Raw genomic sequence first — 11,847 nt, 5'->3', positions numbered from 1 at the left:
ATCAAAGAGTGCGGACCCAGCCGGCCGGATCGGCCACGCTGCCGCGCTGGATGCCGGTCAGTTCGGCGCGCAGGCTTTCGGTGACCAGGCCGCCGTCGCCATTGCCGACGGTGAAATCGCCGTCGGTGCTCTTGACCGTGCCGATCGCCGTGACGACGGCAGCGGTGCCGCAGGCGAATGCCTCGCGCAGCTTGCCGCTGGCGGCGTCGGCACGCCACTGGGCGAAGCTGTATGGCTCCTCGCGCACCTCATGCCCCTTGGCGCGGGCGAGGCTGATGATCGAGTTGCGGGTGATGCCGGGCAGGATGGTGCCGGTCAGCGGCGGGGTGACGATCGAGCCGTCATCCATGACGAAGAAGACATTCATGCCGCCCAGTTCCTCGACCCACTTATTCTCGGCGGCGTCGAGGAAGACGACCTGGTCGCAACCATGCTTGATCGCTTCCTTCTGCGCGACCAGCGACGCAGCATAATTGCCGCCGCACTTGGCAGCGCCCGTGCCGCCGCGCGCGGCGCGGGTATAATGTTCCGACACCCACAGGGTCACGGCCTTCTTGCCGCCCTTGAAATAGGCGCCGGCGGGCGAGGCGATGACGCAGAAAATATACTCGTTCGACGGGCGCACACCCAGGAAGGCTTCGCTGGCGAACAGGAAGGGGCGCAGATAGAGGCTGCCCTCACCCGACGGGATCCAGTCCGCGTCGATCTTCACCAGCTGCTCGACCGCTTCGAGGAACAGGTCTTCCGGGATCGCCGGCATCGCCATGCGTTCAGCGGACTCGGCGAAGCGACGGGCATTTTCCTCCGGCCGGAACATGGCGACGCTGCCGTCGGCCAGGCGATAGGCCTTCATCCCTTCGAAGATTTCCTGGGCATAATGGAGCACGGCGCAGGCCGGATCGAGCTGGAACGGCTCGCGCGGACCGACGGCGTGGCTGTGCCAGCCCTGCCCCTCGGTATAGCGGATGGTGACCATATGGTCGGTGAAGAGCCGGCCGAAGCCCGGATCCTCCAGAAGTACCGCGCGCGCGTCCGCCGCCACAGCCTTGCTGCTGGGGGTAACGGTAAAGCGCGACTTCTGTTCGACGTCCATGGTGAGTCTCCTTATGCGTTGGACGGGGGCGCCTATGTCACATCCGGCCCCGCGAAACAATTGGTCATATATGCTGACCAATTTTGGAATAAAGAGCCAAGGCGCTGTCGCTGGCCTCTTCCCGTCCCAGCGCGCGCCCTGTATCGCATGCGCCATGCACTTCTTTTCGGACAATGCCACCCCGATCTGCCCTCAGGTGATGGCCGCCATCGCCGGCGCGGACCATGCCGACCATGGCTATGACGGCGACGCGTGGAGCGCGCGACTGGACGGCGCCTTTTCCGACCTGTTCGAAACACCGGTGAAGGCGCAATGGATCGCCACCGGCACCGCGGCGAACAGCATCGCGCTCGCCTGCCTGTGCCCGCCCTATGGCGGGGTGATCTGTCATGAGGAAGCGCATATCGTCGTCGACGAATGCGGCGCGCCGGGCTTCTACACCCATGGCGCCAGCCTGATGGCGCTGCCGGGCGTCGGCGCCAAGCTGTTGCCCGATGTCGTGGCGGCGCGGCTGAAGGCGATCCGCCCCGACGTGCATCAGGTGCCGGCGCGGGCGATCAGCATCACCAATGCGACCGAATATGGCATGGTCTATACGCCGGACGAAGTCGCGGCGCTGGGCGAGATCGCTAAGGCCCATGGGCTGGGCTTCCACATGGACGGCGCGCGCTTCGCCAATGCGGTGGCGCATCTGGGCTGCGCGCCGGCCGATGTCACCTGGCGGGCGGGGATCGACATCCTTTCCTTCGGCTGCGTCAAGAATGGCGGCATGGTGGGCGAGGCGCTTCTGTTCTTCGGCCCCGAACGCGAGGCGCGGGCAGCGGAAGCGGCGCGCTGGCGCAAGCGGGCGGGCCATCTCTTTTCCAAGGGGCGCTATCTGGCCGCGCAGATATTGGCGATGGTCGAGGACGGACTGTGGCTGGACAATGCCCGCGCCGCCAATGGCGCAGCGCAGGCGCTGGCGCAGGCCGCGGCCGGGCGGCTGATGCACCCGGTGGAGGCCAATGAGCTGTTCGTCTGGCTGACCCCGGCGGAAGCGGCGACGCTGCGCGCGCAGGGCTTCGACTTTTATGACTGGGGCGAAGGTGCAGCGCGGCTGGTGACCAACTGGTCCCAGGATGCGCAGAGCGTCGCGCCGCTGGCCGCCGCGATCCGGGCATTGGGGCATCATGACGCCTGACGACAGGGCACGGCGCGGGATGGAGCGGGGCGGGATGGAGCGGGGCGGCATCGCCCTGCCCTTCATCCTCGTCACGCTGATCTGGAGTTCGACCTGGATCGTCATCCGCGACCAGCTGGGCAGCGTGCCGGCCAGCTGGTCGGTCTGCTATCGCTTCCTGCTGGCGGGTGTGGCGATGGCCGCGTTCGCACGGATGCGGGGCGTGTCGCTCAATATCGGGCGGGGCGGGCTTGTCTTTGCCGCGCTGCTGGGCACGGCGCAGTTCGTGCTCAATTTCAACTTCGTCTATCGCGCCGAAGTCTATCTGACGTCGGGCGTGGTGGCCGTGGTCTATGCGATGCTGCTGATCCCCAACAGCATCCTGGCCTGGATCTTCCATCGCCAGCCGGTCAGCCGGGCCTTCATCGGCGGGTCGGTGATCGCGACGGCGGGCATCGCCATGATGCTGGTGCATGAATATCGCTTTGCCGGGATCGACCCGGACAAGGTGGTGCTGGGCGCGGCCTTTGCCTGTGCCGGGCTGATGAGCGCATCGACCGCCAATGTGATGCAGGGCATGGACATCGCCCGCCGGCTGCCGATGATCGCGGTGCTGGCCTGGGCGATGCTGATCGGCGCCGGGATCGACGCGGCCTTTGCCTGGATCACCACCGGGCCGCCGGTGATCGAGCCGCGGATCGGCTATCTGCTGGGCATAGGCTGGCTGGCGCTGGCGGGATCGGTCGTCACCTTCCCGCTCTATTTCGGGCTGATCCAGCGCATGGGCGCGGGTCGGGCCGCCTATACCAGTGTGCTGATCCCGGTGATCGCGATGCTGATCTCCACGGTGGTGGAGGGCTATCGCTGGAGCGGGCTGGCCGTGCCGGGCGCGCTGCTGGCGATCGCCGGCATGGTGATCGCGCTGCGGGCCAAGACCAGGAGCTGAACGCGGTCTAGAGCCTGACGCCGCCGGGCTGGTAGCGCAGCTTGGCCATGTTGAGGCGGGCGATCAGGCTGCTGAGCGATTCCGGCGCGGGGGCCGCGCGATCGGGCACGGACATGGCGTTGATGCGGTCACCGAGCGTGGAAACAGTCTTGTCGATGCTGGTCATGACACACCCTTGTTGATGCGGTAATCCCGCTTTCGGCGCACGCTGGTTAACGGGGCGTAAACCATGCGACGAACCGATCAGCAAGGCTGATTTTCTTCCACAAGACAGGCCCTTAGACCTTCGACATGGGTGGGGTAAAGAGGTTTCCAGCTGAGCAGCCGTCGTGCCCGGCCATTGGCGACGCGGCGGTTTTCGGCATAGAAGGCCAGCGCCTGGGGCGAGAGGTCCGCCTGTTCCAGCGACAGCAGCGGCGGTAGCGGCTGGCCCAGCAGTTCGCAGGCGGTGGCGATCACATCATTCTGGGCGCAGGGCCGGTCGTCGGCCAGATTATAGGCACCGGGCGGGCCGTCAAAGGCGGCGATGATGCCGCCGACGATATCGTCGACATGGACCCGGCTGAATATCTGTCCGGGCAGGGCGATGCGATGCGCCTTGCCGGCCCGGACGCGATAGAGCGCGGAGCGGCCGGGACCATAGATGCCGGGCAGGCGGAAGCGACGGACATCGGGCCGCAAGGCGCCCCAGGCGAGATCGGCGCGGGCGCGGGCGGTGCGGCGCCCCTGCCCCACAGGGCTCGCCTCATCGACCCAGGCGCCGGCCGCATCGCCATAGACGCCGGTCGAGGAGAGATAGCCGACCCAGAGCGCCGGCGCGGCGGCGATCGCGGCGCCATAGCGGGTAAGGACGGGATCCTCCTCGCCCTCGGGCGGGACGGAGGAAAGGATATGGGTGGCGCCGGCGATGGCGGCGCGGACGGCCGGTTCATCATCGAAGGCGATCGCCTGGGCATCGGCGCGGCGGCGGACGCCGGTGACTTGCCAACCCTCGGCCCGCAGTCGGGCGGCGAGGCGGGAGGCGCTATAGCCCATGCCGAGGATCAGCATGTGCAGCATCGGCGCCCTCCCCCTTAAGCCGGTATCAGACCGTGAAGCTCTCGCCGCAGCCGCAGCTGCCCTTGGCATTGGGATTGGCGAAGACGAAGCCGGCGGTGAAATCATCCTCGACCCAGTTCATGGTCGAACCGATGAGATAGAGGACCGAGGCACCGTCGATGTAAAGGACGCCACCGGGGGTCTCGATCTTCTCGTCGAACTTGGCTTCTTCGGTGACATAGTCGACCGAATAGGCAAGGCCCGAGCAGCCGCGCTTGGGGGTCGACAGCTTGACCCCGATCGCGCCTTCGGGCGCCTGCGCCATCAGCTCGGCGATGCGGCCTTGCGCGCTGGGCGTCAGCATGACGGCCGCGGGGCGGGCGCGAGTCTTGGTGGTCGTCTCGGTCATCAGAGCATTCCCAGTTCGAGCTTGGCTTCGTCCGACATCTTGCCCGGATCCCATGGCGGATCCCAGACCAGGTTCACCTCGACATCGCCGACGCCGGGCACCGCGCCGACGCGCAGTTCGACTTCGCCAGGCATGGATTCGGCGACCGGGCAATGCGGCGTGGTCAGCGTCATGGTGACGACGGCATGGCCGTCGCTGGTGACGTCAACGCCGTAGATGAGGCCGAGATCATAGATGTTGACCGGGATTTCGGGGTCGAAGATTTCCTTCAGCGCATCGATGATGCCGTCATAGAGATCGCCGCCCGGCTCACCGGCCGCGACTTCGCTGGGCTTTTGCGCCAGGAAACCGTCGAGATAGTCGCGCTGGCGCGGAGCCGCCTCCGCCTCTTCCACGCGCGCCTTGGGCGGGGTTTCCACCGCGTCGACTTCTTCCACCATGAACTTCTTTTCCTCGGTCATCCGAAGATCTTCCTTACCCGTTCAATGCCCTTGACCAGCGCATCCACGTCGCTGTCGTCGCTGTAGATGCCGAAACTGGCCCGTGCGGTCGCCTCGACGCCCAGATGCCGCATAAGCGGCTGGGCGCAATGATGGCCGGCGCGGATCGCGACACCCGTTTCGTCCAATATGGTGCCGACATCGTGCGGATGCACCCCCTCCACCTCGAAAGAAAGGATGCCGGCCGAATCTTCGGGGCCAAAGACGCGCACGCTGTTGATCTGGCCGATCGCGGTGCGGGCCTTGGCCACCATGGCGCATTCATGGGCGTGGATGGCGTCCAGCCCGATGCGCTGGACATAGTCGATCGCCGCCGACAGGCCGACGACGCCGACGATATGCGGCGTCCCCGCCTCGAACCGGGTCGGCGCGGGGGCATAGGTGGTCTTTTCGAACGTCACCTTGTCGATCATCGATCCGCCCCCCTGATAGGGCGGCATGGCGTCCAGCAGTTCCTTGCGCCCCCACAGCACGCCGATGCCGGTCGGGCCGTAAAGCTTGTGTGCGGAGAAGACATAGAAGTCGCAGTCCAGCGCCTGCACATCGACGGCGAGGCGGGGGACTGCCTGGCAGCCGTCGATCAGGATCTTGGCGCCGACCATATGGGCGATGTCGGCCGCGCGGCGGCAATCGAGCACGCTGCCGAGCACATTCGACACATGGGCGAGCGCCACCATGCGGTGCTGCGGCGTAATCATCGCGCGCATCGCGTCGAGATCGATCCGGCCATCCTGCGTCAGCGGCACGACGTCGATCTGGGCACCGACCTTTTCGGCGACGATCTGCCAGGGGACGATATTGCTGTGATGTTCGAGGGTCGACAGCAGGATGCGGTCGCCGGCCTTGAGCTGCGTGCCGGCCCAGCATTGGGCGACCAGATTGATGCCCTCGGTCGCGCCGCGGACATAGACGATCTCGCTGTCCGACGCGGCGCCGATGAAGCCGGCAACCTTGCGCCGGGCGGCCTCGTAGGCGAGCGTCATATTGGCCGAGCGTTCATAGACGCCGCGATGCACGGTGGCATAGTCCGGGCCATAGGCGCGGGCGATCGCGTCGATCACGGCGGTCGGCTTCTGCGCGGTGGCGGCGCTGTCGAGATAATGCCAGTCGCCGACACCGGGGAAATCGTCCCGCAGGCGCAGGCCTTGGGCGAGATCGGTCATACCAGCGTCCCCAGCTTGGCGAGCGCCGCTGCCTCGAACCGTTCGCGCAGATCGTCCTGCGCGACATCGTCAAACACGCCGGCGACGAAGGCCTTGAGCAGCAGCGTCTTGGCGGTGGCTGGGTCCATGCCGCGCGACGCCATGTAGAAGAGCGCCTGCTTGTCCAGTTCGCCGACCGTGGCGCCATGGGCGCATTTCACGTCGTCGGCATAGATTTCCAGTTCCGGCTTGGCGTTGGCCGTGGCGGTGCGGTCGAGCAGCATCGCCTTGATCGACTGGAAAGCGTCGGTGCGCTGGGCATCGCGGGCAACATTGATGCTGCCGAGATAATTGCCGGTCGCATGGCTGCCCAGGATCGAGCGAACGGTCTGGCCGCTGGTCGCGTCGGGCTGGGCATGGGTGACGCTGGTGATGATCTCCAGCGTCTGCTCGCCACCGCCGATGATCGCGCCGTTCAGTTCGAAATGGCTGCCCTTGCCGAGCGTGACAGCGAAAGTGACACGTCCAAGCTTGCCGCCGATGTTGAGCAGATGGAAATCGAACCGGGCACCGTCCGCGATATCAATGACATAGTCATGCACCGCGGTCGTGCCATCGGCCGCGTCCTGCAGCAGATGGTCATGCGCGCTTTCGCCCTCCGCCACCGTGATCCGGGTCGCGGCCGGCACCGGCCAGATGGCGGCGAGTGCGTCAAGATCGCTGTAACGCCAGGCTTCATCCTTGCGCGTCGGGAGAGCGAGGAGGGTCACGCCGCGGTCACCTCGGCCCCAAGCACTTCTGAATAGCCTTCGCTTTCGAGCTGCAGCGCCAGTTCCGGGCCGCCCGACTTGACGATCCGGCCGGCGGCCAGAACATGGACGAAGTCCGGCTTCACATAGTCGAGCAGGCGCTGATAATGGGTGATCAGCAGCACCGCCTTGTCGGGCTTGCGCATGATCGCGTTGATGCCCGCGCCGACGGTCTTGAGCGCGTCGATGTCGAGGCCCGAGTCGGTTTCGTCGAGGATCGCGAGCTTGGGATCGAGGATCCCCATCTGCACCATTTCGGCGCGCTTCTTCTCACCGCCGGAAAAGCCGACATTCACCGGGCGCTTGAGCATTTCCATGTCGAGGCCCAGCAGCCCGGCCTTTTCCTTGGCCAGCTTGATGAATTCGCCGCCGTTCAGCTCCTTCTCGCCGCGCGCGCGGCGCTGCGAATTGAGGCTTTCGCGCAGGAACTGCAGGTTGGAGACGCCGGGGATCTCGACCGGATATTGGAAGCCCAGAAAGAGCCCGGCAGCGGCGCGCTCATGCGGGTCCATGGCGAATAGGTCTTCACCCTCGAAGGTCGCGGTGCCGCCGGTCACGTCATAGTTCGGACGGCCACCCAGCGTGTAGGCGAGGGTCGACTTGCCGGCGCCGTTCGGCCCCATGATCGCGTGGATTTCGCCCGCATTGATCTGGAGCGACAGGCCCTTGAGGATCGCCTTGCCGTCGATTTCGTTGGTGAGATTGTCGATCGTCAGCATCTTGTCTTTAGTCCTTGTGCGCGCGCTGGAGCGTCCGCGCGGTCCAGAAGGCCATGTCGCGCACGTCGCCCGGCGCGGGGAAGAGCGTGTCGATATGGCGCTTGATCGGCATATAGGGCCACCAGTCGGCGTCCGGTTCGGGCGCGCCCTTTTCCAGCAGCGCGACGACGAATTCGCTGACCGGGCCCATGCGGGCAAGGTTGGGTGCCTTCGCCTTGTGGAAGGCCTTGTCGGTGCGCAGCTTCTCGGTCATGGCGACGTCGCCCTTCTCCAGCGCATCGCGGCATTCGGTCTGATAGGCGTCGAGATCGCCGAAATCCTTGACGGCGCGGGTCTGCAACTCGCCGTCTTCCAGCTCATAATCCTCGGTCAGGATGCGGATCGCGGCGGTCCATGCCTGGCCATTGCCGACATCCTCCGCGAAATCGGCGAGGGCATCCTGGATATCGTCTTCGTCGCTCAATTGTCCGTCCTTCAAAATCTCAAATTCATCGATCGTCAAAACCAGATGCTATGCATCCGCTTGAGAAATGCTTCATCCGAAACGGGGAAACCGGAGGCATCGCCGATCACAGAATCAATACCGCATTCCGGACACATGGCTGTGCCGCCATCATCCACCCAATCATCTATCCGGGCAGCAGGGAAATTGGTGCAGCAGTAAAAGCAACCAGCCACATTACTGGCTTCCAGCTCCTGCCGATGATTAGCGCTATGAACATGCGCCTCCACCTCGGCTCCACCCTGTCGCTTTAGCTCAGCAAGCCGGGCAGCCACTGCATCCGACGCCCCTGTCACCCCACGCTGCCTTCCAGGCTGATGCCCAGCAACTTCTGCGCCTCGACAGCGAATTCCATCGGCAGTTGCTGCAGCACTTCCTTGGCGAAGCCGTTGACGATCAGGCTGACCGCGCTTTCCTGGTCCAGGCCGCGCTGCATCGCGTAGAAGAGCTGGTCGTCGCTGATCTTGCTGGTGGTCGCCTCATGCTCGATCTGGGCCGAGGGATTGCGCACCTCGATATAGGGCACGGTGTGGGCGCCACACTGGTCGCCCAGCAGCAGGCTGTCGCACTGGGTGAAGTTGCGCACGCCTTCGGCGCTTGGGCTCACGCGGACTAGGCCGCGATAGGTGTTGTTGCTGCGGCCGGCCGAGATGCCCTTCGACACGATGGTCGAGCGGCTGCCCTTGCCATTGTGGATCATCTTGGTGCCGGTATCGGCCTGCTGCAGATTGTTGGTCAGCGCGACCGAGTAGAATTCGCCGACGCTATTCTCGCCGTTCAGCACGCAGCTGGGATATTTCCAGGTGATGGCGGAACCGGTTTCGACCTGGGTCCAGCTGACCTTGCTATTGCGGCCCTGGCAGAGCGCGCGCTTGGTCACGAAATTATAGATGCCGCCCTTGCCATTCTCGTCGCCGGGATACCAGTTCTGGACGGTCGAATATTTGATCTCGGCATCGTCGAGCGCGACCAGTTCCACGACGGCGGCGTGGAGCTGATTCTCGTCGCGCATCGGTGCGGTGCAGCCTTCGAGATAGGAGACATAGGCGCCATCGTCCGCAACGATCAGCGTGCGTTCGAACTGGCCGGTATTTTCCGCATTGATGCGGAAATAGGTCGACAGCTCCATCGGGCAGCGAACGCCCTTGGGGATGTAGACGAAGGTGCCGTCGGAAAAGACCGCGCAGTTCAAGGTGGCGAAATAATTGTCGTGCATCGGCACGACCTTGCCCAGCCACTTCTTCACCAGGTCGGGAAATTCGCGCACCGCTTCGCTGATCGAGCGGAAGATGACGCCCGCTTCCTCCAGCTCCTTGCGGAAGGTGGTGGCGACCGAGACCGAGTCGAACACGGCATCGACCGCGATCTTGCGGCTGCCCTTCACGCCGGCGAGCATTTCCTGCTCGGCGATGGGGATGCCGAGCTTCTGATAGGTGGCGAGAATTTCGGGATCGACCTGATCCAGCGAATCCAGCTCCACCTTCTTCTTGGGCTCGGCGTAATAATAGGCGTCCTGATAGTCGATCGGCGGGACGTTGAGCTTGGCCCAGTCCGGCGCTTCCATCTTCTGCCACATGGCGAAGGCCTTCAGGCGCCAGTCAAGCAGCCATTGCGGCTCATTCTTCTTGGCCGAGATGAAGCGGACCGTATCCTCGTTCAGGCCCTTGGGCGCGAAATCCTGCTCGATGGCCGACGACCAGCCATGCTCATAGGTGGAGGCGCGCTCGGCGGCCTCCAGCGCTTCCTGATTACGGACGGTGCTCACTTCTTCAGTCATGCCATTTCTCGTGTCAGGCTGGCGATGGTCACGTTCGCGAGCGCTTCGCGGATCGCGTTGTTCGCCAGATTCATGTGCGGACGGATGCGGCAATCCTGTTCCAGATTGCAGTCATGCGCCCCCTGTTCGCTGCATGCGGTCATGGCGATGGGGCCTTCGACCGCCTCCACCACGTCCGCCAGGGTGATCGTCGCGGGCGGGCGCGACAGGCGCACGCCGCCACCGGTGCCCCGGCTCGATTCGAGCAGACCCGCCGCCGACAGCCGGCTCACCAGCTTCTGCGCGGTGGGCAGCGGGATGCCGGTTTCGGCGCTGAGCGTGGTCGCGTTCATCTTGGCCGCACCGCAGTGGCGGGCGGCGGCAGACATCAGCACGACGGCATAATCGGCAAAGCTCGATAATTTCATGCGTGTTGCGAACCATTCTCAAATCGGATCGAATCAATCCGATTGGGCATGTGGTCCCACTCGCCCCCGGAATCAAGGCATTTTTCCTACCTTGGGAGTCTGTTTGGAAAATGCGCGAAAGAGCGCATTTTCAGAGCCGCACCAGCCCACACCCCCACCCGGCCACCCAGACATGGTACCCTGATGGGCGGCCGGGTGGGGGCGTGGGCTGGTGCGGATGCACCAAAGGCGCATTCCAAACGGCGATCAGCTCAGCCGGTTGAGCACCGCGACGTCGCCGCCCAGGGTACGACGGAGCAGGGTCAGCTGGACCACGGCGGTCGGCTCGGTCTGGAGCTGGTGCGGGGTCATGCCGATGAAATGCTTGATCTCGCGAATGAAATGCGACTGGTCGTAGAAGCTGCCATCGTCGCACAGCGCCTGCCAGCTTTCATGGTCGAGCGCGATCCGCGCGCTGCAGCGCAGGGCGCGATATTTGCGGGCGAGCAGCTTGGGCGGGGCGCCATAGAGTTTGTTGGTGATGCGGGCGAGCTGGCGCGGCGACAATTCGGTCATCTCGCTCAGCACCTCGATCCGGGGCGAGCCTTCGCCGATCAGCCAGCTGTCGATCGCCCGCAGGATCGCCCAGGTCGCTTCGGGCAGCGGCTTGATCCGTTCGGCGAGGAAGGACCAGGTGAGCGCGGCCATGGCGTCGCCATCCTCCATACGCTGCAACTGGGCGAGCAGATCGAGAAAGCCGTCGTCCCGTTCCGCCGCCAGATCACACAGGCCATCAGCCAGCTTGTCGGCCTCGCCGCCATGCAGCGCCAGCCAGCCGGCCGGCAGCAGCGACACGCCCAGCAGCCGGGTCGGCGCATCCAGTTCGAAGCGGGTCGCGCCCTGCGTGGGGCCGATCAGGCCGATAGCCGGGGGGCGCTGCACCGACCCGTCCTGAAAATGATAGCGCCCATCGCCCCGCAGCATCAGCCGCAGCTGCGCGACATCGGCGCGGGTGACGTCGGCATAATGGTCGGCCGCCACGGAAAATATGTAGAGCGAGCCGAAATAGGGCCGGACCTTTTCCGGCGGGGTGAAATAGCGCAAGCGGACCGGGCCCTGTTCGGCATCCACCGAATAGGACAATGGCCCGCGATTATCCGGCACCACCCCCCGCGCCGCGCTCAGCGGCAGATCCCAATGTTGCGGCCCCATAGTTTCACCCCAGTGGCGGCATTATGAGCGCGGCCAACGACCGTGCAAGAGCCATGACGTCACCATGACGATTTTTCGCCACAGCGTTGCAACAAAAAAATGACCCGGCAGCTTTCACTGCCGGGTCAGGAAAAGGTCTCATCAGCCAAAATGGC

At 64.9% G+C, this 11,847-nt stretch carries 15 protein-coding genes; 2 read left to right on the top strand and 13 right to left on the bottom strand.

The features are described 5' to 3' along the window. Nucleotide 1 precedes the first annotated feature (1 nt). A complete protein-coding gene (locus ACUCV3_RS16150; protein WP_069338818.1) occupies nt 2–1,093 on the bottom strand; it encodes a branched-chain amino acid aminotransferase in 1,092 nt (363 codons plus the stop codon). A 154-nt stretch (nt 1,094–1,247) separates the two neighbouring features. Between ACUCV3_RS16150 and ACUCV3_RS16145 the strand changes: the two genes are divergently transcribed. Together ACUCV3_RS16145 and ACUCV3_RS16140 are read left to right on the top strand one after the other, a co-directional pair. Further along, the gene (locus ACUCV3_RS16145; RefSeq protein WP_063976061.1) at nt 1,248–2,273 is read left to right on the top strand and encodes a threonine aldolase family protein; all 1,026 of its coding nucleotides are present in this window, start codon (nt 1,248–1,250) and stop codon (nt 2,271–2,273) included. Beyond that, complete coding sequence (locus ACUCV3_RS16140; RefSeq protein WP_279727296.1) at nt 2,263–3,198, top strand: DMT family transporter; 936 nt, start codon at nt 2,263–2,265, stop codon at nt 3,196–3,198. Before ACUCV3_RS16145 ends, ACUCV3_RS16140 begins: the two co-directional genes overlap by 11 nt. 7 nt (nt 3,199–3,205) lie before the next feature. Here ACUCV3_RS16140 and ACUCV3_RS16135 read toward each other — a convergent pair whose 3' ends face one another. The 12 genes from ACUCV3_RS16135 to ACUCV3_RS16080 all read right to left on the bottom strand — a co-directional run bounded on the left by ACUCV3_RS16135 (nt 3,206) and on the right by ACUCV3_RS16080 (nt 11,692). After that, nucleotides 3,206–3,364 carry a hypothetical protein gene (locus ACUCV3_RS16135; protein ID WP_004209402.1) on the bottom strand — a complete coding sequence of 53 codons (159 nt, stop codon included), beginning with the start codon at nt 3,362–3,364 and terminating at the stop codon, nt 3,206–3,208. A 77-nt stretch (nt 3,365–3,441) separates the two neighbouring features. Further along, entirely contained in the window at nt 3,442–4,257 is an 816-nt protein-coding gene (locus ACUCV3_RS16130; protein WP_482240880.1) for a Rossmann-fold NAD(P)-binding domain-containing protein, read from the bottom strand. 25 nt (nt 4,258–4,282) lie between these two features. After that, nucleotides 4,283–4,645, bottom strand: a complete 363-nt coding sequence (locus tag ACUCV3_RS16125) for a HesB/IscA family protein (RefSeq protein WP_125998063.1) — start codon at nt 4,643–4,645, stop codon at nt 4,283–4,285. Further along, nucleotides 4,645–5,106: an SUF system Fe-S cluster assembly protein gene (locus ACUCV3_RS16120; RefSeq protein ID WP_010335502.1), complete on the bottom strand. Its 462-nt coding sequence runs from the start codon at nt 5,104–5,106 to the stop codon at nt 4,645–4,647. Before ACUCV3_RS16120 ends, ACUCV3_RS16125 begins: the two co-directional genes overlap by 1 nt. Beyond that, nucleotides 5,103–6,308 carry an aminotransferase class V-fold PLP-dependent enzyme gene (locus ACUCV3_RS16115; protein ID WP_279727294.1) on the bottom strand — a complete coding sequence of 402 codons (1,206 nt, stop codon included), beginning with the start codon at nt 6,306–6,308 and terminating at the stop codon, nt 5,103–5,105. The genes ACUCV3_RS16120 and ACUCV3_RS16115 overlap by 4 nt, the downstream gene beginning before the upstream one ends. After that, entirely contained in the window at nt 6,305–7,057 is a 753-nt protein-coding gene (locus tag ACUCV3_RS16110) for a SufD family Fe-S cluster assembly protein (RefSeq protein ID WP_279727293.1), read from the bottom strand. The genes ACUCV3_RS16115 and ACUCV3_RS16110 overlap by 4 nt, the downstream gene beginning before the upstream one ends. Then, nucleotides 7,054–7,815, bottom strand: a complete 762-nt coding sequence (sufC, locus tag ACUCV3_RS16105; protein ID WP_048936788.1) for a Fe-S cluster assembly ATPase SufC — start codon at nt 7,813–7,815, stop codon at nt 7,054–7,056. Before sufC ends, ACUCV3_RS16110 begins: the two co-directional genes overlap by 4 nt. 7 nt (nt 7,816–7,822) lie before the next feature. Beyond that, the gene (locus ACUCV3_RS16100; RefSeq protein WP_048936865.1) at nt 7,823–8,278 is read right to left on the bottom strand and encodes a hypothetical protein; all 456 of its coding nucleotides are present in this window, start codon (nt 8,276–8,278) and stop codon (nt 7,823–7,825) included. 35 nt (nt 8,279–8,313) lie between these two features. Next, nucleotides 8,314–8,547: a cytoplasmic protein gene (locus ACUCV3_RS16095; RefSeq protein ID WP_080993525.1), complete on the bottom strand. Its 234-nt coding sequence runs from the start codon at nt 8,545–8,547 to the stop codon at nt 8,314–8,316. A gap of 62 nt (nt 8,548–8,609) precedes the next feature. Next, nucleotides 8,610–10,094, bottom strand: a complete 1,485-nt coding sequence (gene sufB / locus ACUCV3_RS16090) for a Fe-S cluster assembly protein SufB (RefSeq protein ID WP_010339231.1) — start codon at nt 10,092–10,094, stop codon at nt 8,610–8,612. After that, nucleotides 10,091–10,501, bottom strand: a complete 411-nt coding sequence (locus tag ACUCV3_RS16085; RefSeq protein ID WP_004209390.1) for an RrF2 family transcriptional regulator — start codon at nt 10,499–10,501, stop codon at nt 10,091–10,093. Before ACUCV3_RS16085 ends, sufB begins: the two co-directional genes overlap by 4 nt. Nucleotides 10,502–10,747: 246 nt before the next feature. After that, entirely contained in the window at nt 10,748–11,692 is a 945-nt protein-coding gene (locus ACUCV3_RS16080) for a helix-turn-helix domain-containing protein (protein ID WP_482240879.1), read from the bottom strand. Nucleotides 11,693–11,847: the final 155 nt, after the last annotated feature.

The organism is Sphingobium sp. VMM, from assembly GCF_056790315.1.
Note: the sequence above shows the minus strand (reverse complement) of the source record. Positions and strands in the feature narration are given on the sequence as shown.

What these genes read in the sequence shown, in the direction of transcription:
- ACUCV3_RS16150 (WP_069338818.1), bottom strand. Translation starts at nt 1,093, where the DNA reads ATGGACGTCGAACAGAAGTCGCGCTTTACCGTTACCCCCAGCAGCAAG.
- ACUCV3_RS16145 (WP_063976061.1), top strand. Translation starts at nt 1,248, where the DNA reads ATGCACTTCTTTTCGGACAATGCCACCCCGATCTGCCCTCAGGTGATG.
- ACUCV3_RS16140 (WP_279727296.1), top strand. Translation starts at nt 2,263, where the DNA reads ATGACGCCTGACGACAGGGCACGGCGCGGGATGGAGCGGGGCGGGATG.
- ACUCV3_RS16135 (WP_004209402.1), bottom strand. Translation starts at nt 3,364, where the DNA reads ATGACCAGCATCGACAAGACTGTTTCCACGCTCGGTGACCGCATCAAC.
- ACUCV3_RS16130 (WP_482240880.1), bottom strand. Translation starts at nt 4,257, where the DNA reads ATGCTGCACATGCTGATCCTCGGCATGGGCTATAGCGCCTCCCGCCTC.
- ACUCV3_RS16125 (WP_125998063.1), bottom strand. Translation starts at nt 4,645, where the DNA reads ATGACCGAGACGACCACCAAGACTCGCGCCCGCCCCGCGGCCGTCATG.
- ACUCV3_RS16120 (WP_010335502.1), bottom strand. Translation starts at nt 5,106, where the DNA reads ATGACCGAGGAAAAGAAGTTCATGGTGGAAGAAGTCGACGCGGTGGAA.
- ACUCV3_RS16115 (WP_279727294.1), bottom strand. Translation starts at nt 6,308, where the DNA reads ATGACCGATCTCGCCCAAGGCCTGCGCCTGCGGGACGATTTCCCCGGT.
- sufC (WP_048936788.1), bottom strand. Translation starts at nt 7,815, where the DNA reads ATGCTGACGATCGACAATCTCACCAACGAAATCGACGGCAAGGCGATC.
- sufB (WP_010339231.1), bottom strand. Translation starts at nt 10,094, where the DNA reads ATGACTGAAGAAGTGAGCACCGTCCGTAATCAGGAAGCGCTGGAGGCC.
- ACUCV3_RS16085 (WP_004209390.1), bottom strand. Translation starts at nt 10,501, where the DNA reads ATGAAATTATCGAGCTTTGCCGATTATGCCGTCGTGCTGATGTCTGCC.
- ACUCV3_RS16080 (WP_482240879.1), bottom strand. Translation starts at nt 11,692, where the DNA reads ATGGGGCCGCAACATTGGGATCTGCCGCTGAGCGCGGCGCGGGGGGTG.